At 72.4% G+C, this 20,488-nt stretch carries 18 protein-coding genes and 1 riboswitch; of the genes, 14 read left to right on the forward strand and 4 right to left on the reverse strand.

The window, feature by feature from the left end:
* The first annotated feature begins 118 nt into the window (after positions 1-118).
* The 4 genes from ileS to VGD70_RS02125 all read left to right on the forward strand — a co-directional run bounded on the left by ileS (position 119) and on the right by VGD70_RS02125 (position 6,338).
* The gene (ileS, locus tag VGD70_RS02110) at positions 119-3,235 is read left to right on the forward strand and encodes an isoleucine--tRNA ligase (RefSeq protein WP_331077515.1); all 3,117 of its coding nucleotides are present in this window, start codon (positions 119-121) and stop codon (positions 3,233-3,235) included.
* A gap of 1 nt (position 3,236) precedes the next feature.
* A complete protein-coding gene (locus tag VGD70_RS02115) occupies positions 3,237-4,439 on the forward strand; it encodes a pyridoxal phosphate-dependent aminotransferase (RefSeq protein WP_331077517.1) in 1,203 nt (400 codons plus the stop codon).
* Positions 4,436-4,726, forward strand: coding sequence for a DUF167 domain-containing protein (locus VGD70_RS02120; RefSeq protein ID WP_331077519.1), 291 nt, complete (start codon positions 4,436-4,438; stop codon positions 4,724-4,726). Before VGD70_RS02115 ends, VGD70_RS02120 begins: the two co-directional genes overlap by 4 nt.
* A 127-nt stretch (positions 4,727-4,853) precedes the next feature.
* Entirely contained in the window at positions 4,854-6,338 is a 1,485-nt protein-coding gene (locus VGD70_RS02125; protein ID WP_331077521.1) for a potassium/proton antiporter, read from the forward strand.
* Positions 6,339-6,499: 161 nt separating this feature from the next.
* On the opposite strand, the gene sthA is transcribed toward VGD70_RS02125, so the two are convergent.
* Complete coding sequence (gene sthA / locus VGD70_RS02130) at positions 6,500-7,903, reverse strand: Si-specific NAD(P)(+) transhydrogenase (RefSeq protein ID WP_331077523.1); 1,404 nt, start codon at positions 7,901-7,903, stop codon at positions 6,500-6,502.
* Between the two features lie 70 nt (positions 7,904-7,973).
* Positions 7,974-8,090: riboswitch (SAM riboswitch) on the forward strand.
* Positions 8,091-8,123: 33 nt separating this feature from the next.
* On the opposite strand from sthA, the gene VGD70_RS02135 reads away from it, so the two are divergent.
* The 4 genes from VGD70_RS02135 to VGD70_RS02150 are packed head-to-tail and all read left to right on the forward strand — an operon-like array spanning position 8,124 to position 11,285.
* A complete protein-coding gene (locus VGD70_RS02135) occupies positions 8,124-9,452 on the forward strand; it encodes an aminotransferase class V-fold PLP-dependent enzyme (RefSeq protein ID WP_331077525.1) in 1,329 nt (442 codons plus the stop codon).
* Between the two features lie 28 nt (positions 9,453-9,480).
* On the forward strand, positions 9,481-10,080 hold the full coding sequence (lspA, locus tag VGD70_RS02140; RefSeq protein ID WP_414637873.1) for a signal peptidase II: 600 nt from the start codon (positions 9,481-9,483) through the stop codon (positions 10,078-10,080).
* Positions 10,077-11,003 carry an RluA family pseudouridine synthase gene (locus tag VGD70_RS02145; RefSeq protein ID WP_331077527.1) on the forward strand — a complete coding sequence of 309 codons (927 nt, stop codon included), beginning with the start codon at positions 10,077-10,079 and terminating at the stop codon, positions 11,001-11,003. The genes lspA and VGD70_RS02145 overlap by 4 nt, the downstream gene beginning before the upstream one ends.
* A 54-nt stretch (positions 11,004-11,057) precedes the next feature.
* Entirely contained in the window at positions 11,058-11,285 is a 228-nt protein-coding gene (locus VGD70_RS02150) for a hypothetical protein (RefSeq protein WP_331077529.1), read from the forward strand.
* A gap of 38 nt (positions 11,286-11,323) precedes the next feature.
* Here the strand turns inward: VGD70_RS02150 and VGD70_RS02155 are convergent, their stop codons facing one another.
* Entirely contained in the window at positions 11,324-12,379 is a 1,056-nt protein-coding gene (locus tag VGD70_RS02155) for an AsnC family protein (RefSeq protein WP_331077531.1), read from the reverse strand.
* Between the two features lie 91 nt (positions 12,380-12,470).
* On the opposite strand from VGD70_RS02155, the gene VGD70_RS02160 reads away from it, so the two are divergent.
* The 6 genes from VGD70_RS02160 (at position 12,471) to VGD70_RS02185 (ending at position 18,961) form a co-directional block, all read left to right on the forward strand.
* Complete coding sequence (locus VGD70_RS02160; protein WP_331077533.1) at positions 12,471-13,697, forward strand: CehA/McbA family metallohydrolase; 1,227 nt, start codon at positions 12,471-12,473, stop codon at positions 13,695-13,697.
* A 126-nt stretch (positions 13,698-13,823) separates the two neighbouring features.
* Positions 13,824-15,221: an extracellular solute-binding protein gene (locus tag VGD70_RS02165; RefSeq protein ID WP_331077535.1), complete on the forward strand. Its 1,398-nt coding sequence runs from the start codon at positions 13,824-13,826 to the stop codon at positions 15,219-15,221.
* A gap of 51 nt (positions 15,222-15,272) precedes the next feature.
* Positions 15,273-16,211, forward strand: a complete 939-nt coding sequence (locus VGD70_RS02170; protein ID WP_331077537.1) for a sugar ABC transporter permease — start codon at positions 15,273-15,275, stop codon at positions 16,209-16,211.
* Positions 16,208-17,029 carry a carbohydrate ABC transporter permease gene (locus tag VGD70_RS02175; protein ID WP_331077539.1) on the forward strand — a complete coding sequence of 274 codons (822 nt, stop codon included), beginning with the start codon at positions 16,208-16,210 and terminating at the stop codon, positions 17,027-17,029. The genes VGD70_RS02170 and VGD70_RS02175 overlap by 4 nt, the downstream gene beginning before the upstream one ends.
* Entirely contained in the window at positions 17,029-18,108 is a 1,080-nt protein-coding gene (locus VGD70_RS02180) for an ABC transporter ATP-binding protein (RefSeq protein WP_331077541.1), read from the forward strand. The genes VGD70_RS02175 and VGD70_RS02180 overlap by 1 nt, the downstream gene beginning before the upstream one ends.
* Before the next feature lie 226 nt (positions 18,109-18,334).
* Positions 18,335-18,961 (forward strand): LysE family translocator, encoded by a 627-nt coding sequence (locus VGD70_RS02185; RefSeq protein WP_331077543.1) that lies wholly within the window; start codon positions 18,335-18,337, stop codon positions 18,959-18,961.
* Here VGD70_RS02185 and VGD70_RS02190 read toward each other — a convergent pair.
* Positions 18,958-19,500 (reverse strand): GNAT family protein, encoded by a 543-nt coding sequence (locus VGD70_RS02190; protein ID WP_331077544.1) that lies wholly within the window; start codon positions 19,498-19,500, stop codon positions 18,958-18,960. The genes VGD70_RS02185 and VGD70_RS02190 overlap by 4 nt on opposite strands.
* 613 nt (positions 19,501-20,113) lie before the next feature.
* On the reverse strand, positions 20,114-20,488 hold a 375-nt coding region (locus VGD70_RS02195), incomplete at its 5' end, for an OsmC family peroxiredoxin (protein ID WP_331077546.1).

The following is a 20,488-nucleotide window of genomic DNA, read 5'->3' on the forward strand; positions in this document are numbered from 1 at the left end:
CGACCAACGAGCGGCCGGCGTCCTGTGGTTTCGACGGCGTCGGCAAGCGGGGTGGTACCGCGGCGTCAGTCGTCCCCGTGTGGCAGCACACGACGAACGACCGACCGCGAGGAACCCGATGGCATACCCCAAGGCGCAGCTCGGACCGGACCAGGGAGTCGCCTCCCAGCCGTCCTTCCCCAACCTCGAGCTGGCCGTGCTCGACTACTGGGACACCGACCGCACCTTCCAGGCCACCATCGACGCGCGCCCGGCCGGCACCGACGGCTCCAACGAGTTCGTCTTCTACGACGGCCCGCCGTTCGCCAACGGCCTCCCGCACTACGGCCACCTGCTCACCGGCTACGTCAAGGACGTCGTCCCGCGCTACCAGACCATGCTCGGCAAGCACGTCGAGCGCCGGTTCGGCTGGGACTGCCACGGCCTGCCCGCCGAGTTCGAGGCCGAGCAGCAGCTGGGCATCAAGACCAAGGACGAGATCGAGGAGATGGGCGTCGCCGCGTTCAACGACGCCTGCCGTACCTCCGTGCTGCAGTACACCGGCGCGTGGCGCGACTACGTCACCCGCCAGGCCCGCTGGGTCGACTTCGACAACGACTACAAGACGCTCGACCTCGACTTCATGGAAAGCGTCATGTGGGCGTTCAAGTCCTTGTGGGACAAGGGCTTGATCTACGAGGGCTACCGCGTCCTGTGGTACTGCTGGCGCTGCGAGACGCCGCTGTCCAACACCGAGACCCGCATGGACGACGTCTACCTCGACCGCCAGGACCCGGCCGTCACGGTCGGCTTCCGGCTCGAGACCGGCGAGCTGGCGCTCATCTGGACCACCACGCCGTGGACGCTGCCGTCGAACCTCGCGATGGCCGTGCACCCGGACGTCGACTACGTCACCGTCGAGCACGAGGGTGAGAAGTACCTCCTCGCCGAGGCCCGCGTCGCCGCGTACGCGCGTGAGCTGGGGGAGAACCCCACCGTGCTGGCCCGGTACAAGGGCAGCGAGCTGCTCGGCCGCCGCTACACGCCGCCGTTCCCGTTCTTCGTGGGGACGGAGAACGCGCACCAGATCCTCGCCGCCGACTACGTCACCACCGAGGACGGCACGGGCATCGTGCACATCGCGCCCGCCTACGGCGAGGAGGACAAGGCCGTCACCGACGCGGCCGGGATCACCCCCGCCACGCCGGTCGACCCGCACGGCCGGTTCGACGCGCAGGTCCCGCCGTACGAGGGCATGCACGTCTTCGACGCCAACCCGCAGATCATCCGCGACCTGCGGGCCGCCGGTGCGCTGCTGCGGCACGAGACCTACGACCACCCGTACCCGCACTGCTGGCGCTGCGGCAACCCGCTGATCCAGCGCGCGGTGACGTCGTGGTTCGTCGCGGTCACCCAGTTCCGCGACCGGATGGTCGAGCTCAACCAGGAGATCGACTGGGTGCCCGGGCACGTCCGGGACGGCCAGTTCGGCAAGTGGCTGGAGAACGCCCGCGACTGGTCGATCTCCCGCAACCGGTTCTGGGGCTCGCCGATCCCGGTGTGGACCTCGGACAACCCGGAGTACCCGCGCACCGACGTCTACGGCTCGCTCGACGAGCTGGAGCGTGACTTCGGCGTGCGGCCCACCGACCTGCACCGGCCGTTCGTCGACGAGCTGACCCGGCCCAACCCGGACGACCCGACCGGCAGGTCGACGATGCGCCGGACGCCCGAGGTGCTGGACTGCTGGTTCGAGTCCGGCTCGATGCCCTACGCCCAGGTGCACTACCCGTTCGAGAACCGGGACTGGTTCGAGCACCACTACCCGGGCGACTTCATCGTCGAGTACAACGGCCAGACCCGCGGCTGGTTCTACACGATGCACGTGCTGGCCACGGCGCTGTTCGACCGGCCGGCGTTCCGCAGCTGCGTGGCGCACGGCATCGTGCTCGGCGACGACGGGCAGAAGATGTCCAAGTCGCGCAAGAACTACCCGGACGTCAACGAGGTGTTCGCCCGGGACGGCTCGGACGCGATGCGCTGGTTCCTCATGGCGTCGCCGATCCTGCGCGGCGGCGACCTCGTGGTCACCGAGCGCGGCATCCGCGACGCCGTCCGGCAGGCCGTGCTGCCGCTGTGGAACACGTGGTACTTCCTCGCGCTGTACGCGAACGCGGAGGGTGTCGAGGGCACGTGGCGGACCGACTCGCCGCACGTCCTGGACCGGTACGTGCTGGCGAAGACGCAGACGCTGGTCGCGGACACCCGGGCGGCGCTGGACGTGTACGACCTGTCCGGTGCGTGCGCCGGGGTGCGGGACTACCTCGAGGCGCTCACCAACTGGTACGTCCGCCGCTCCCGGGACCGGTTCTGGGCCGGCGACCAGGACGCGATCGACACGCTGCACACGGTGCTCGAGGTCGTGTCCCGGGTGGTGGCGCCGCTGCTGCCGCTGACCGCGGAGGCGGTGTGGCGCGGGCTCACCGGCGAGCGGTCGGTGCACCTGGCCGACTGGCCGGCCGACGACCTGCTGCCGGCGGACGCCGGCCTGGTCACCGCGATGGACCGGGTGCGCCAGGTGTGCTCGGCCGCGCTGGCGCTGCGCAAGTCGAACAGGCTGCGGGTGCGGCTGCCGCTGGCCTCGCTGGTGGTCGCCGCGCCGGACGCCGAGGTGTTGGCGCCGTTCACCGAGCTGATCGCGGACGAGGTCAACGTCAAGGACGTGTCGCTCACCACGGACGTGGCGGCGCACGGCCACTTCGAGCTGGTCGTGAACGCGCGGGCGTGCGGGCCGCGGCTCGGGGCGGACACGCAGAAGGTCATCCGCGCGGTCAAGGCGGGCGAGTGGACGATGTCGGGCGACACGGTCGTGGCGGCCGGCATCGAGCTGCTGCCGGGCGAGTACCAGCGGCGGCTCGTCGCCACGGACACCGGTGCCACCGCGGAGCTCCCGGCGAGCTCGGGCCTGGTGGTGCTGGACACGAAGACCACCCCTGAGCTGGAGGCGGAGGGCGTGGCCCGCGACCTGGTCCGCGTGGTCCAGCAGGCCCGCCGCGACGCGGGCCTCGACGTGGCCGACCGCATCACGCTGACGGTCCACGCCCCGGACGGCGTGGTCACCGCCACCCGAGCCCACGAGCCCTTCCTCACCGGCGAGACCCTCGCCGACGCGGTCGCCTACGCCGTGGTGTCCGAGGGCTTCCCGGGCACGGTCGGCGAGGGCGTCGACGTGGTGGTGCGGGTGGACAAGGCCTGACATGGCGGTGTCCGCGACGCTGGCCGCGCATCAGGTGGTCGAGGAGCGGCGGCGGGCCGGGCTGCCGGTGCTGCCGATGTCGTTCGGGCAGGCCGGCGTGCCCGTGCACCCGCTGCTGGCCGAGGCGCTCGCCGCGGCGGCCGGGCGCACCGCGTACGGGCCGGTGGCCGGCGACCCGGCGCTCCGCGAGGCGGCCGCCGGCTACTGGACCCGGCGCGGCCTGCCCACCGACCCCGAGCAGGTCCTCTGCGGGCCGGGCAGCAAGGCGCTGTTGTACGCGAGCCTCCTGGCGGTCGACGGAGACGTCCTGCTCCCACGGCCGAGCTGGGTCTCCTACGCCCAGCAGGTGGCGCTGCTCGGCCGCTCCCCGGTCTTGCTGCCCACCCGGCCCGGCGAGGGTGGCGTCGTGGACCCCGACACCGTCCGGCCCGGCGCCCGGGCGATGGTGCTCACGCTCCCGGACAACCCGACCGGCCGGCTCGCCACGCCGGCCACCGTCCGGGCGGTCTGCGCCGCGGCCCGGGAGCACGACCTGGTGATGATCTCCGACGAGATCTACCGCGACCTGGTCTACGCGGACGAGTTCGTGAGCCCGGCGGAGCTGGCGCCGGAGCGCACGATCGTCACGACCGGACTGTCGAAGAGCCTGGCCCTGGGCGGCTGGCGGATCGGCGTCGCGCGGTTCCCGGCGGGCCCGCTGCTGGACACCGCCCTGTCGGTGGCGAGCGAGCTGTGGTCGTGCCCGGCGGTCCCCGTCCAGGCCGCCGCGGCCCTGGCGTTCAGCGAGCCGCCCGCGCTGCGGTCCTATGTGGACTCCGCGCGCCGGTTGTACGAGAAGGTCAACATCGAGGTGGCCAACCGCTTCGCCGCCGCGGGCGCGGACGTGGCCACCCCACAGGCCGCGTTCTACAGCTACCCCGACCTGGCCCCGCACCGCGCGCTGCTCGCCGACCGGCACGACGTCCACACCGGCGCCGGCCTCGCCGAGCTCCTGCTGTCCCGCCACGGCGTGGCCGTCCTCCCCGGCGTCGAGTTCGGCGAACCGGCGTCCTCGCTGCGCGTCCGGGTGGCCACCGGCCAGCTCACCGGCGAGACCGACGCCCAGCGCCGCGAAGCACTGGCCGCCGCGGACCCGCTGGCCCTGCCGTGGCTGGCGGCGGCCCTTGACCAGCTCACCAACGCCCTGACCACCGTCCTGCGATGACCACCCCGCTCCGGTTCGCGATCCGGGTCAAACCCGGCGCCCGCCGCGAGTCGGTCGGCGGGCGGTGGGCCGCGGACGCGCTGATCGTGGCGGTGGCGGCGCCCGCGGTGGAGGGCAAGGCGAACGAGGCCGTCCGCCGCGCGCTGGCCACGGCGTTCGCCGTCCGCCGTCAGGACGTCACGATCGTCACGGGCGACCGGGGCCGCGACAAGGTGGTGGAGCTGGCCGGCCCCGCCGGCCTGGCCGCCCGGCTGGCCGAGCTCCTCGGTCCCGAACCGGGACCGTGAGGGCCGCGGTGCCGAGCGTGACGCTCCGCGGCGCCGCGGCGTTATCGATCTCTCGACGGCGTGTCAACGTCCGTTTCGCACGCTAGGTTCATTTCTCGGAACTTTGCCCGAGTCGCAGGAGGTGGGAGTGGGCCCCGAGCTTTCGGTCGTGCTGGGGGCAGTCGCCGCTGTCCTCCTCGTCGCCGTGCTCGCGGTGCGCATCTCCGTGCGGCTCGGGTTTCCGTCCCTGGTGCTGTACCTCGCGATCGGCGTCGTGCTCGGCGAGGCCGGCATCGGCATCCAGTTCGACAACGCCGCGCTCACCGAGTCGCTCGGGCTCGCCGCGCTCGTCCTCATCCTCACCGAGGGCGGGCTCACCACCCGCTGGTCAGAGGTGAAAACCTCGCTGTGGCCCGGAATCGTGCTGTCCACAGTGGCCGTCGCGGTGAGCATCGGGGTCACCGGGGCCGCGCTGCACCTCATCCTCGGCTTCGACTGGCGGCTCGCGCTCATGTGGGGCGCGGTGCTCGCCTCGACCGACGCGGCCGCCGTGTTCAGCGTGCTGCGCAACGTCGCGGTGAGCCGCCGGCTCGTCGCCGCGCTCGAGCTCGAGTCCGGCATGAACGACGCCGCCGCCTACATCGCGGTGGTGCTGCTCGCCTCCGGTGGCACGGTCACCTGGAGCCTGCCGTTCGTGGTGCTCTACGAGCTCGTCGTCGGCGCACTGATCGGCGTCGCGCTCGGCTGGCTCGGCGCCGCCGCGCTGCGCCGGGCCGCGCTGCCCGCCACCGGTCTCTATCCACTTGCGACGGTCGCGGTGTCGGTGCTCGCGTTCTCCGCGGGCTCGGCCATCCACGCGTCGGGCCTGCTCGCCGCGTACGTGGCCGCCCTCGTGCTCGGCAACTCGCGGCTGCCGCACCGCACCGACACGCTGTCCTTCGCCGAGGGCCTCGGCCTGCTGTCCCAGATCGGCCTGTTCGTCCTGCTGGGCCTGTTCATGTCGCCCGCCCGGCTGCTGGACGCGGTCGTGCCGGGGCTCGTGGCCGGCGCGGTGGTGGTGCTGCTGGCCCGGCCGCTGTCGGTGGTCGTGTCGATGACGCCGTTCCGCATGCCGTGGCGGGAACAGGCGTTCCTGTCCTGGGCGGGGCTGCGCGGCGCGGTGCCGATCGTGCTCGCGATGATCCCGATCACCGAGGGCATGCCCGGCGCCCAGCGGCTGGTCGACGCGGTGTTCGTGCTGGTCATCGTGCTCACCCTGGTGCAGGGGAGCACGCTGCAGCTGCTCGCCCGGCTGCTCGGCCTCAGCCGCGGCGCCCGCTCGCAGGAGGTCGACGTCGACGCCGCACCGCTCGACGAGCTCGGCGCGGTGCTGCTCCAGATCCGGATCCCGGCCGGCTCCAAGATGCACGGCGTCTACCTTTCCGAGCTGCGCCTGCCGGTCGGCGCCACGGTGAGCCTGCTGGTCCGCAAGGGCGTCAGCCACACCCCGGCACCGGGCACCCGCCTGCAGGAGGACGACCAGCTGCTGGTCGTGGCCACCGAACAGGTCCGCTCGGCGACCGAGCACCGCATCCGCGCGGTCGACCGCGCCGGCCGCTTCGCCCGCTGGATGGGCGAGACCGGCACGGAGTAAGGCCTGTCTCGTAGATCATCGTGTGAAGTCGGCGCCGACTGCGCCGACCACGCCGACTACCGGAACCTCAGGGGACCGTGACGGCACCCAGCCACCATCCACCTCGATACCCGCACCATCCGCTGGGACGCAACGCACACTTTTAATCCCGGGGAGGCGGACTAGTCCGTCAGCATGCTCATCTGGCGCATCTTGTTCGTCGCGTCGAGGGCGGCCACCTTGTAGGACTCCGCGAGCGTCGGGTAGTTGAACACCGTGTCCACGAGGTAGTCGACGGTGCCGCCGCAGCCCATCACCGCCTGTCCGATGTGGACCAGCTCGGTGGCGCCGGTGCCGAACACGTGCACCCCGAGCAGCGACCGGTCCTCCGGCGACACCAGCAGCTTCAGCACGCCGTAGGAGTCGCCGATGATCTGGCCGCGGGCCAGCTCGCGGTAGCGGGATACGCCGACCTCGAACGGGATGCGCTGCTCGGTGAGCTCGTCCTCGGTCCGGCCGATGTAGCTGATCTCGGGGATCGTGTAGATGCCGATCGGCTGCAGCTCGTGCATCTCGTGCACCGGCTCGCCGCACGCGTGGTGCGCGGCCAGCCGGCCCTGCTCCATCGAGGTGGCCGCGAGCGCGGGGAAGCCGATCACGTCGCCGACCGCGTAGATGTGGTCGACCTCCGTGCGGAAGCTGCCGTCGACCTTGATCCGGCCGCGCTTGTCGGCCGACAGCCCGGCCGCCGGCAGGTCGAGGTGCTCGGTCATGCCCTGCCGGCCGGCCGAGTACATCACCGTGTCGGCGGGGATCTTCTTGCCGCTCTCGAGGATGGTGACCGTGCCGTTCTTGTACCGCTCCACCCCGGACACCGTCTCGCCGAACCGGAACGTCACCGCCAGGTCGCGCAGGTGGTACTTGAGCGCCTCGACGACCTCGGTGTCGCAGAACTCCAGCATCCGCATCCGCTGCTCGATCACCGTGACCTTGGTGCCGAGCGCGGCGAACATCGACGCGTACTCGATGCCGATCACCCCGGCGCCGACCACGATCATGGTCCGCGGGATCTTCTCCAGCGCCAGGATGCTGTCCGAGTCGATGATCGTCTGCCCGTCGAAGTCCACACTGGACGGACGGGCCGGCGTGGTACCGGTGGCGATCACGATCTTGTCCGCGGTGACCGAGCGCTCCTGCCCGCTGCCGTCGGAGACCTGCACGGTGTGCTGGTCGGTGAACCGGCCCATGCCGGGCAGCACGGACACGCCGTTGCGGGAGAGCTGGCTGCGGATCACGTCGACCTCGCGCCCGACCACGTGGCTGGTGCGGGCGGTGAGGTCACCGATCGTGATGTCCTCCTTGACCCGGTAGCTCTGGCCGTACAGCTCGCGCTGGCTCATGCCGGTGAGGTAGAGCACCGCCTCGCGCAGCGTCTTGGACGGGATGGTACCGGTGTTGATGCACACGCCGCCGATCATGTTGCGGCGCTCGATCAGCCCGACCCGTGCGCCGAGCTTGGCGGACGCGATCGCCGCCTTCTGACCACCAGGGCCCGAGCCAAGCACCAGCACGTCGAAATCGCTCATGCTTAGAGTCTTTCAAGCACCGGAGCAGTTGGACAGTTTTCCGCCCGATCGGCTACCGTTGGTGCCCGAAGGTCATGAGCGCCAGCGTCAAGCCCCGGCTCGCTGGCCGGCAACCCTCCTACCGCGGTGGGGTGCCCCGGGTGAGGACCTGGCCCTGCCGCGCGGTGCGGAAGGGCAAGCGCGGGCCCCGGGGCGGGGTCCCCGACCCGGAGGCTCTGTCATGACGCTCGTCATCCCGCACGCCCGTTCGGTCCCCGATGCCGTGCCGCCGGTCGCCGGCGCCCGGCTCACCGTGCCGCTCGTGGACGGCCGCCGCGTGCCCTATGCCAACCTCGACCACGCGGCCAGCGCGCCCTGTCTGGAGGCGGTGCGCGACGCCGTCGACGAGCTGCTGCCCTGGTACGCGAGCGTGCACCGCGGCGCCGGGTTCGCCTCCCAGGTGTCCACAAAGGTCTACGAACAGGCAAGGGATGTGCTGCGCCGGTTCGTCGGCGCCCGCCGGACCGACGCGGTCGTGTTCACCCGCAACACGACCGACGCGCTGAACCTGCTGGCCCGCGCGCTGCCGAGGAGCACGTCGGTGGTCCACTTCGACACCGACCACCACGCGGCACTGCTGCCGTGGCGTGGCTCGGGGGTGCGTCGCCTGTCCGGGGTGGCCGGCCTCGACGCGGCGCTGCGGGACTGCCCGACGGGCCCGCGGCTGGTGGTCGTGACCGGTGCGTCGAACGTGACCGGCGAGCTGTGGCCGGTGGCCGACGTCGCCGCGACCGCCCGCCGCCACGGCGCCCGCATCGTGCTCGACGCCGCGCAGCTCGCGCCACACCGGCCGGTCGACATCGGCGCGCTCGACGTGGACTACGTGGTGCTGTCCGGGCACAAGCTGTACGCGCCGTTCGGCGCCGGCGCGCTGGTCGGCCGGGCGGACTGGCTGCGGGCCGCGGACCCGTACCTCGCCGGCGGGGGAGCGACGTCGCTGGTCAGCGACCGGGGCACGGAGCTGGCGGTGACCTGGTCGCGCGGCGTCGAGCGGCACGAGGCGGGCACCCCCAACGTGGTCGGCGCGCACGCGCTCGCGGTGGCCTGCGAGACGTTCCTGCACCACGGCTGGCCCACGATCCGCGCGCACGAGCAGGCGCTGCTGACCCGGCTGCGCACGGGTCTCGCGACCGTGCCCGGGCTGCGGGAGCTGTCCCTGTTCGGCGCGGAGCACGACCGCGTCGGCGTGGTGAGCTTCGCCGTCGACGGCCAGGACCCGGGCCTGCTCGCGGCCGCGCTGTCCGCCGAGCACGGCATCGGCGTGCGGGACGGCGCGTTCTGCGCCCACATCGCGACCGGCCGCCTGCTGGCGACCGCCGGCGCGTCGGGGACCCGCGCGCTGCGGGCGAGCCTGGGCCTGGGCAGCGACGAGGAGCACGTCGACCGCCTCGTCGCCGCCCTGCACACGCTGGTCACGACCGGTCCGACCTGGGACTACGCCGAGGTCGACGGCCGCTGGACGCCCACCCCGGACCCGCGCCCGCTGCCGCCGTTCCTGTCCGCGCAGTGACCGCGGGGGGCCACCGTACGATGGCCGGGTGAGTGACGAGACCAGCACCGACACCGATGTCGAGCAGCCGGGTGGCGCCGATGTCGAGCAGCCGCCGCCCCAGGAGCCGCCGCTGCCGCCGCGGCGGGGGTGGTTGTTCGCCTTCGTCGCGCCCGTCGTGCTCGTCGCGGACTTCGTCACCAAGGCGCTCGCGCTCCAGGCGCTCGACGGGGAGCCGCCGGTGCGCGTGCTCGGTGGCCTCGTCTACTTCCAGATCGTGCGCAACCCCGGTGCTTCCTTCGGCATGGCCACCGGCATGACCTGGCTGCTCACGCTCATCGCGCTGGCCGTGGTCGTCGCGATCTTCTGGATCATGCCCAAGCTCCGCTCGGTCGGCTGGGCCATCGGGCTCGCGCTCGTGCTCGCCGGCGCGCTGGGCAACCTCATCGACCGGTTCTTCCGCGCACCCGGCGCCCTGCACGGCCACGTGATCGACTTCGTGTCGCTGTTCGCGCCCAACGGCGAGGTCTGGCCCGTGTTCAACGTCGCCGACTCCTCCATCGTCTGCGGCGGCATCCTCATCGTGCTCATGGCCCTGCTCGGCCGCGACTACGACGGGCGAACCACCAAGGAGAAGGCCGCCACGTGACCGCACGCACCCTCCCGGTGCCCGACGGGCTAGACGGCATGCGGGTCGACGCCGGGCTCGCCAAGCTCCTCGGCCTGTCCCGCACCGTCGTCGCCGCGCTCGCGGAGTCCGGCGACGTGAGCCTCGACGGCCGGCCCGCGGGCAAGTCCGACCGGCTCACCGCCGGCGCGTGGCTCGAGGTCACCCTGCCCGAGCCGGACCGTCCCGTGCCCGTCCGGGCCGAGCCCGTGCCCGGCCTCACGATCATCCACGAGGACGACGACATCATCGTCGTCGACAAGCCCGTCGGCGTCGCGGCGCATCCCACCCCCGGCTGGACCGGCCCCACGGTCGTCGGCGGGCTGGTCGCGGCCGGCGTGCGGGTCTCGACCTCGGGCGCGGCCGAGCGGCAGGGCGTCGTGCACCGGCTCGACGTCGGCACCACCGGCATCATGGTCGTCGCCAAGAGCGAGCACGCGTACACCGTCCTCAAGCGCGCGTTCAAGGAGCGCACGGTCGAGAAGGGCTACCACGCGCTCGTCCAGGGCCATCCCGACCCGACCGTCGGCACCATCGACGCGCCCATCGACCGCCACCCCAAGCACGACTACAAGTTCGCCGTCGTCGCGTCCGGCCGGCCCAGCGTCACCCACTACCGCGTGCTGGAGGCGTTCCGCGCCGCGTCCCTTGTGGACATCAAGCTCGAGACCGGCCGCACGCACCAGATCCGGGTGCACTTCTCGGCCCTGCGCCACCCGTGCGTCGGCGACCTCACCTACGGCGGCGACCCGGTCCTCGCCAAGCGCCTCGGTCTCACCCGGCAGTGGCTGCACGCCCGCCGGCTGGGCTTCGAGCACCCCGCCGACGGCCGCTGGGTCGAGTTCACCAGCGAGTATCCCGACGACCTGCGCCGCGCGCTGGACCGCCTCACCGCCGAGGGCTGACAACCCGGCGGGTTCTTCCGTAGGTTGTGCTCAACGAAGGTACGAGGGGGTGCCATGGCCAGGCCGGCCGGACACGACGACGAGCACTTACCGGACCACTTCCTCGTCGACGGCGTCGCGCCGTCGGTGATCGGCGGCGCGGACGGCCCCGACCTGGCAGAGGACGACGCGCGCTACGAGCACGAGCCGCGCCCCTACCGTGACCCGCCGACCGCGCCGATCCCCGCGCAGAGCCCGCCCGAGGAACGCAAGTCCTGGCTGGGCCGCATGTTCGGTCGCTAGTCCTCGACCGTCAGTCCGCGGTCGCTGGTCCTCGACCGTCAGTCCTCGACGGTCCAGGTGAGGGTGCGGGACTCCTCGTCGGGGCGCGGGCTCCAGCGGACCGACGTGACCTCGGTCTGCTCCGGCACCACGTACACCGTGTGGCCGCCCGCCGTCTCGCCCGGCGGCACGCCGATCCGGTGCGGCGGCCGCGACGACAGCGACACGGGCGCCTTCGAAATCGTCTTCCCGTCCGGCGTCACGAGCACCAGGTAGAGGTCGGGCAGCGACTGGAACGACACGGACCCGCGGTTGGTCAGCTCGGTGTGCACGACCACCGACCGCTCGCCCTCCTGCAGCCGGTAGCCGGCCGCGGTGAACAGGTAGTCGGCCGGGTCGACGACCTCGATGAGCGTGATCGCGAGCCGCTCGCCCTCCAGGCCCTCGGTCTGCAGCATCGCGCCGACCTTGCCCTGCCGCACGTTGCCCTCGGGCCGCTCGGCGCGCACGGTCGGCTGGGTGACGTCCTGCGGCGGCTGGTCGCCACGCGCCCACGTCGAGGTCTGCGGCGGACCCCACATGGCCATCGGCGCGTCCGGCTGGGACGCCGGGAACGGCGCGCTCGGCGGTCCGGTCTGCGCCGGGAACGGTGCGCTCGGCGGGCCGCTCCGGTTCTGGTAGCCCATCGGCATGGGACCCGAGGGCACCGAGTACGGGCCCGAGGGCACCGAGTGCGGCCCGGACGGCACGGCGTGCGGACCCGACGGGCCGGGCGGACCAGGATGCGGACCGGGACCAGGGCCAGGACCTGGGCCGGGGTACGGCATCGGCACGGGACCCGACGGCGGCGCCTGGTACTGCTGCTGTTGCTGTTGCGGGTAGCCGTACGGGGCCGACGGAGGGGCCTGCGCCATCGCGGCCGCGGCACGCAGCCGGGCCGGGTCGCACTCCACGCCCACCAGCAGCGGCAGCCCGGTGGCGGACAGCGCGACGAGGCGCGAGGCCACCTCCCGTGGGTCCATCCCCAGCCGGGCGGCGACCTCGTGTACCGCTGCTCTGCCCATCTCGGCGACCACGCCGAGCAGGCGAGCGTCTACCGGATCCGTCGCGACCACGGATCGCACGCTACCCGGTCGCCGCGATCATCGCGGTGGAGCCGCGCCCATGTGCCGGAAACCCCGCGCGAACGCTGGCAGGATCACGGCCGTGGAGATCATTCACGAGGGCCGCTGGACCCGCGACGACAGGGCCGGGATCCCGTGGCCGCGGCTGCCGTTCGAGGTGCCGCCGAACTGCCCGGCGATCGAGGTCGAGCTGGCCGTCGGTCACCCAGACGCGGTGGTGGACCTGGGCTGCGAGGGCGCGGCCGGCTGGCGTGGCTGGTCCGGCGGCGCCCGCACCCGGTACGCGATCACCCCCGCCGCGGCCACCCCGGGCTACCTGCCCGGCGAGCCGGAGCCCGGCCTGTGGCACGTGGTCGTGGGCCTGCACCGGCTGCCCGAGTCCGGAGTGGACTACACGGTCACCGTCCGCACCGGCGGCCGCCCGGAGGTCGAGCCCACCCGGCCGGCGCCGGACCCGCCGGCCCGGCCCGCACCCCGCGCGCTGCCCGCCGCCGCGGGGACCCGCTGGGTAGCGGCCGACCTGCACGCCCACACGCTGCACTCCGACGGCGAGCTGACCGTGCCGGAGCTCGCCGCCCGGGCCGTCGCCGCGGGGCTGGCCGCGCTCGCGGTCACCGACCACAACACGACGAGCCACCACGCCGAGCTCGCCGAGGTCGGCCGGCGCTACGGCATCGCGCTCATCCCCGGCCAGGAGGTCACCACCGAGCACGGCCACGCGAACGCCTTCGGCGACATCGGCTGGGTCGACTTCCGCGAGCCGGCGCCGCGCTGGGTCGAGACGGTCGCCGCCCGCGGCGGGCTGCTGTCGGTCAACCACCCGCTCGCCGCCGACTGCGCCTGGCGCCACCCGTTGCCGGTCCGCCCGCCGCTGGCCGAGGTCTGGCACTCCAGCTGGCTCGCCCCGACCTGGGGTGGCCCGCTCGCCTGGTGGGAGGCGTGGGGCACCGACGTCACCCCGATCGGCGGCAGCGACTGGCACGCCCCGGACGGCGGTACCACGCTCGGCCGGCCGACCACCTGGGTCGCCGTCGACGCCGCCGCGCACGGCCCCGACGAGCTCGGGCCCGCGGTGCTGGCCGGGCTGGCGGCCGGCCGCACCGCGGTGTCCGCCGGCCGGGACGGGCCCGTGCTGCTGCCGGTCGACGGCGAGCTGGTGGCGCTGGGTGCCGCGGGAGCGCTCGTGCTGGGCGGCGGCCGGCGCCTCGCCGTGCGGTCCGATCGGGACGCTCTGCCCGCCGGGCCTGGGGGTCAGGTGCTGTGTGGGCACGGCGGCGAGGTCCTCGGGCTGGCGGCTGCGCCGAGCTGAGCTTGTCAGCGCGCCGTGGGTGATACAAGATTCCGACACATTCGGACCACGGTTGGTGAGGACTCCACTGGAGCGCTCCGCCGACAACGCTCGACCGCTCGCTCGACGACGAGAGAGGTGCCGATGATGCGACGAAAGCTCATGCTGGCCGGCACGGTTGCCACCGCCCTGGTGCTGTCCGGCTGCCTCGGCCAGCAGCAGGCGTCCGACGCCGGCAAGAACGCCGACGCCAAGGACGTCAAGCTCACGATCACCTCGAACTCGGTCCAAGGCGGCAAGAACGACCTCGGTGCCAAGTGGATCGAGGACTGGGTGATCCCGGAGTTCACCAAGCAGCAGAAGGCGAAGGGCGTCAACGTCACCGTCAAGTTCGACGGGGTGGGCGTGGACGACGCCGAGTACAAGGCGAAGGTCGCGCTGGACTTCGGCACCGACATCGGCGGTGACGTCATCGAGATGGACGGCATCTGGCTCGGCGAGTTCGCCCAGGGTGGCCAGGTCCGGCCGCTCGCGGACGTGGTCGGCAAGGACAAGGTCGACGCCTGGGACGGCTGGTCGCAGATCCCCGACGCGGTCCAGGAGCTCGGCAACTTCGAGGGCAAGCGCTACGGCGTCCCGCAGGGCACCGACGGCCGGGTGCTGTTCTTCAACAAGAAGCTGTTCGCCCAGGTGGGCCTGCCCGCGGACTGGCAGCCGACCAGCTGGGACGAGATCACCGCGGCGGCGCTGTCGCTCAAGTCGCTGCCCGGGGTCACCCCGATCCAGCTCAACGCCGGCACCGCGATGACCGAGGCGACGACCATGCAGGGCGTGCTGCCGCTGCTGGTCGGCACGGGCTCGGAGATCTTCGCCGACGGCAAGTGGCAGGGCGACACCAAGAACACGAGGTCGGTGCTCGACTTCTACCAGCAGGTGTACAAGGGCGGGCTCGGCGACCCGGTGCTGCAGCAGGAGGCCAAGGGCCGGGACAAGTCGTTCGAGCTGTTCGCCAAGAACAAGATCGGCATCCTGATGGAGAGCGACTACTTCTGGCGCTCGGTGCTCGACCCCACCGACGGCGTGGCGAAGATGGCCGACCGGGACACCGCGGTGGGCTGGGCCAAGATCCCGGCGATGACCCCGGGGTCCGGCGTGAACGGCCAGGACTTCGTCTCGATGTCCGGCGGCGGGATCCGGGTGGTCAACCCGAAGACCGAGTACCCGCAGCAGGCCTGGGAGCTCGTGCGGTTCATGAGCTCCGCGGCGGCGACCAAGGCCTACCTCGCCGGCTCGGCGCAGGTCACCGCCCGCAAGGACGTGAACAAGGAGGTCCTCGCGAGCGACCCGATGCTCGACTTCATCGCCACCGAGGTCCTGCCGATCACCCGGTACCGGCCGGGCCTCGCGGACTACCCCAAGGTGTCCACCGCGCTGCAGCAGGCCACCGCCGACGTGATCGCCGGCAAGAGCGCCGAGGACGCGGCCGCCGCCTACCACGACGCGCTGGTGAAGGCCGTCGGCCAGGACGCGGTCGCCAGTGGCTAGGGCATTCCTCCGCCTCGCCAGGAGCCACCTGGCTCACGAATCGCATCGACCATGATCCACCAGACGCGCCCTGGTGCGCCCCCGGCCGCCGCGGTGGCCGAGCCCCGGCGGGCCCCGGGCAACCGGGACACCGCCGGGCTCGGCGTCGCCCGCGCGGTCGGGTTCGTCTCGCCCGCGCTGCTGCTGATCGGCCTGTTCCTGGTCTTCCCCGCGCTGTGGACCATCTACATAGGACTGACCAACTACGAGCTGACCGGCACCGCGTCGATCGCGCCGCAGTTCGTCGGCGTCGGCAACTTCATGGAGGCCCTGGACGACGCGTTGTTCGGCAACGCGCTGTGGCTGACCCTCGTGTTCGTGCTCGGCTCGGCGGTGCTCGGGCAGAACCTGCTCGGCTTCGCGCTGGCGTGGCTGCTGCGCGGCGCCCGGCCGTGGCTGCGCCGGCTGGTCGAGGGCCTGGTGCTGCTGTCGTGGATCCTGCCCAGCGTCGTGGTCGCGTACCTGTGGATCGCGGTGCTGGACCGCGATGGCGGCACGCTGGGCGCGCTGCTCGGCTCGCCGGGCACCGCGTGGCTGGTCGAGTACCCGATGGCGTCGCTGATCGTGTTCAACACGTGGCGTGGGACGGCGTTCTCGATGATGCTCTACAGCTCGGCGCTGGCCGCTGTGCCGCCGTCGCAGCTGGAGACCGCGCGGACCGTCGGCGCGAGCGGCTGGCAGACCGTGCGGGACGTCGTGTTCCCGCACATCCGCGGGCACGTGCTCACCAACACGCTGCTGATCTCGCTGTGGACGGCCAACGACTTCACGCCGTTCCTGCTCACCGCGGGCGGGCCGAACCACGCGTCGGAGACGCTGCCGGTGTTCATCTACCAGCAGGCGATCGCCTCGGGCCGGCTCGGCTACGCGGCGGCGATCTCGTTCCTGCTGCTCGTCGTCAACCTCGTGGTGGCGATGCTCTACCTGCTGCTGTTGCGGAAGCGCTCATGACGCCCCGCCAGGTGCTGCGGCGCACCGGGTACGTCGCGTTCATGGCCGCTGTGCTGGCGTTCTTCGCGGTGCCGATGCTGTGGCTGGCCTCGGCGCCGTTCGACAGCGACCCCGGGCTGGGCCTGCGGTGGCCGGACTGGACGCTCGACAACTGGCGCATCACCTTCGAGCACCCCTACGCGCTGGGCTCGCTGGTGAACTCGGTCGTGCTGTGCGTGGTGGCGACCGCGGTGACGACGGTGCTCGCGACGCTGGCCGCGTACGCGCTGTCCCGGGTGCGCATCCCCGGGCGCGACGCGTTGCTGTACCTGCTGTTGCTGCTGTCCAGCGTGGTCACCGGGACCGCGGCGATGGTGCCGATCTTCGTGATGATGTTCCAGCTGGGCCTGATCAACTCGCAGTACGCGACGGGCCTGGTGATCGCGGGCGGCATGCTGCCCGCGGCGATCTTCATCCTCAAGGACTTCATCGACTCGGTGCCGCGATCGTACGAGGAGTCGGCGCGGGTGTTCGGCGCGTCGCCGACCCAGGTGCTGCTGCACGTCGTGCTGCCGGTGGCCCGGCCGGGGATCGCGACCATCCTCGTGTGGGCGTTCGTGCAGGCGTGGGGCAACTTCCTGCTGCCGTTCCTGCTGCTGCGGGACGTGTCGGCGCAGCCGGCGGCGGTGTTGCTGCGGACGCTGAAGGACGAGGGCGGGAGCGCGAACCTCACGGTGATCCCGGTGTTCTCGCTGCTCTACGCGATCCCGGTCGTGGCGCTGTACTTGTTCGTCAGCAAGCGGTACGGGTTCCGCTTCCACGGAGGGATCAAGGCCTGATGGCGGGTATCGACCTCACCGGTCTGTCCACTGTGTACCCCAATGGGGTGCGCGCGGTGGACGATCTCTCCCTGACCGTCGCGGACGGCGAGTTCTTCGCCCTGCTGGGCCCGTCCGGCTGCGGGAAGACCACGCTGCTGCGGACGATCGCCGGCCTGGAGCAGGCCTCGTCCGGTTCCGTGGGTATCGGCGGCGCGGACGTCACCCGGGTCGAGCCGGGCCGGCGGCGCGTGGCGATGGTGTTCCAGGACTACGCGCTGTTCCCGCACATGACGGTGGCGCAGAACATCGCGTACCCGCTGCGGGTCCGGCGGGCCTCCCGGCAGGAGCAGCAGGAGGCCGCGACCCGGACCTCGGCGGGCCTCGGTCTGGCCTCGCTGCTCGACCGGCGCCCGGCCCAACTGTCCGGCGGTCAGCAGCAGCGGGTGGCGCTGGCCCGGGCGATCGCGATGGAGGCGGACGTGCTGCTCCTGGACGAGCCACTGTCCAATCTCGACGCACGGCTGCGGCTGGAGGCGAGGACGTTTCTCAAGCGCCTGCAACGCGAGCTGGGCCTGACGACGGTGTTCGTCACCCACGACCAGGCGGAGGCGCTGGCGCTGGCCGACCGGATAGCGGTGATGTCCGAGGGCCGGATCCGCCAGCTGGGCAGCCCGAAGGAGGTCTTCCAGCGCCCGGTGGACACGTTCGTGGCGAACTTCATCGGCTCGACGCCCATGAACCTGCTGCCGGGCGAGGTCTCGGGTGGGCTGGTCGAGGTGGCCGGTGCCCGCCTGAAGCCCCCGGCCGGCCTGGACCTGCCCGACGGCACCCCGGTCACGGCCGGCATTCGCCCCGAGTACCTGCACCTCACCTCGGGCGACGGCATCACCGGGACGGTGTCGATCGTCGAGAACCTGGGCGTGACCTCGTTGGTGACCCTGGAATGCCCAGGCCCGGTGCTGGTCGGCCTGACGGTGGCCGAACAGGACGAGCCGGCGATCGGCACGACCGTGACCGCGACCCCCGAACCAGGCCGCCTGCTCCTCTATGACGGCGAGACGACCCAGCTTCTGGGCGAGGCAAAGGTCGACACCTGACCCTGGCTGTCCACAGCCACCCTCGCGACCCCCCGAAACCGTCGGTGCCCGTCGGTAGGCTGGAACGCGGGGGCCCCCGCGACTCCGGGGTTGTCCACAGGCTCGCGGCGCGGAGCCCGGAACTGTCGGTGTCCGCCGGTAGGCCCGATTTTTGGGGGGCCGGAGGCCGCGTGTCCACCATGCGGGAGGCCGGAATTCGGCTGGACCCGGCTGATTTGATGGTCGTATGGACCCGTCCACAGTGATCGCGTTCGCCGTGGCCTGCGTGGTGATCAGCGTCGTGCCCGGCCCCGACATGATGTTCATCGTCGCCAACGGCATCGCGCGGGGCCGGCTGGCCGGCGTCGTGTCCGCGATCGGCATGTCCACGGGCATCGCCGTCCACACGGTCGCCGCCGCGCTCGGGCTGGGTGCTCTGTTGCAAGCGGCGCCGGTGGCCCTCGAGGCCGTTCGGATCGTCGGCGCCGTCTTCCTGGTGTACCTCGCCGTCACCACGCTGCGGTCGGCCAAGGACGTCGCCGCCACCGCGCCGCAGCGCTTCGGCAACCGGTCGCTGCGCCGCACCTACGTGATGGCCGTGCTCACCAACCTGGCCAACCCGAAGGTCATCCTGTTCTACGTCGCGTTCCTCCCGCAGTTCCTCACGGTCGGCGGCTGGGCGACGCCGGTCCAGTTCCTGGTCATGGGCGCCATCCTGATCGTGACCGGTCTCACCGTGGACGCGTCGGTCGGCCTCGCCGCGGGCGCGCTGTCCGCCCTGCTGCTCCGCCGGCCGGCCATCCAGCGCTGGCTGAACCGCGTGTCGGCGGCGATCTTCGGCGGGCTGGCCGTGCGGCTGGTCGCCGAGCGCTAGGCCGAGCTCCCAGCCGGGCGCTCGGCCGGGAGCTCGCTGCGCAGCATCCGGTAGAGCACCTCGTCCCGCCAGGCGCCGTCGCGGAACGAGTACTCGTGGAGCACCGCCTCGCGGACGAAGCCGGCCTTCTCGAGCGCCCGCTGCTCGGCGATGTTGCCGGCCTCGGTCCACGCCTGGATCCGGTTCACCGGGCTGTGTGCGAAGAGGTAGCGGGCGAGCAGTATCTGGGCCGCCGTCCCGTGCCCCTTGCCGCGGAAGGCGGGCCAGAGGCTGATCCCGAACTCGAAGACGTGCGAGATCTGCCCGGTGCGAACCTTGTTCCACGACACGAACCCGACCGCGGCGCCGTCGAGCTCGACCATGAGCACGCTGCGGTCGTCGCCGAGCAGCTGGTTCTCGCCGAAGCGGCGCCGCCAGACACTCCCGTCGGTGAACCCACCCCAGTTGAACACGCCGATCGCGTCCGGATCAGCAAACATCTCCTCGAGACGATCCAGATCCGGCTCACGCACCGGCCGCAGCCGCATCCCCTCGCTCATGCGGGCACCGTATCCGCCCCGAACGACGAGGAGAGCGCGATTTCGCCGACAGCCCCACCGAGCCCGCCGGGTGAGGGGCGGCCCGCCGCCCGGCACCGCGAGGACCAGCCACACGATGCGGCGGCACGCGGTGCCGGGCAGCGCAGTAACCCAGCCTGAGGCCCGCCGACCACGATCATCGGATCCAACCGGCGCGGCCAACCGGCGCGGCGACCGCCTGGCCGCGGGGGCGGCCAACCGGTTGTGCTGCGACTGGCTGGCGCAGAGACCGAGCGGCGCAACGTCTGACCGGTGCGGCGGCCAACCGGCGCCGCGACTCTTGGCCGCGCGGCGACCGCTTGGCCGCGGGGGCGGCCAACCAGTTGTGCTGCGACTGGCTGGCGCAACGTCCGACCGGCGCGGCGACCAACCGGCGCCCGGCAGCGCCGCCCGAATGAGGCGTCCGCCACCGGCGCCCAACCATCAGCGGCACCGACAAAGTGGTCTCCGGTAGAGCGGCCTCCGGCCAGCCCACCGTCCAACCCCGAGCAGCGGCGCCCAACTACAGCGCTGCCGAACCAGGCGCCCAGGAGCCCAGGCGCGTCGGCCGGCGCGCCAGGCCAGCGGTGGCGGGTCAGACCAGCTCAGCGTCCAGCGTGATCTTCGTGCCGGTCAGCGCCTGGGACACCGGGCAGTTCTTCTTGGCGTCCTCGGCCGCTGCCGCGAAGTCCTCCGCGCTGATGCCCGGAATGCTCGCCCGCACGGTCAGGTGAATGCCGGTGATGCCTTCACCCGGCTGGAACGTGACGTCCGCCTTGGTGTCGACGGTGGTGGGCGGGGTGCCGGCGCCGGCGAGGCCGTGCGACAGCGCCATCGAGTAGCACGTCGAGTGCGCGGCCGCGATCAGCTCCTCGGGGCTGGTCTTGCCGTTCGCCGCCTCCGCGCGTGACGGCCAGGACACCGGGAACGAGCCGATGCCGGACGAGTCGAGCGACACGGTGCCGGAACC

It is taken from the genome of Actinophytocola sp. (assembly GCF_036402745.1).
In the GTDB taxonomy this organism is placed as follows: Bacteria; Actinomycetota; Actinomycetes; order Mycobacteriales; family Pseudonocardiaceae; genus Actinophytocola.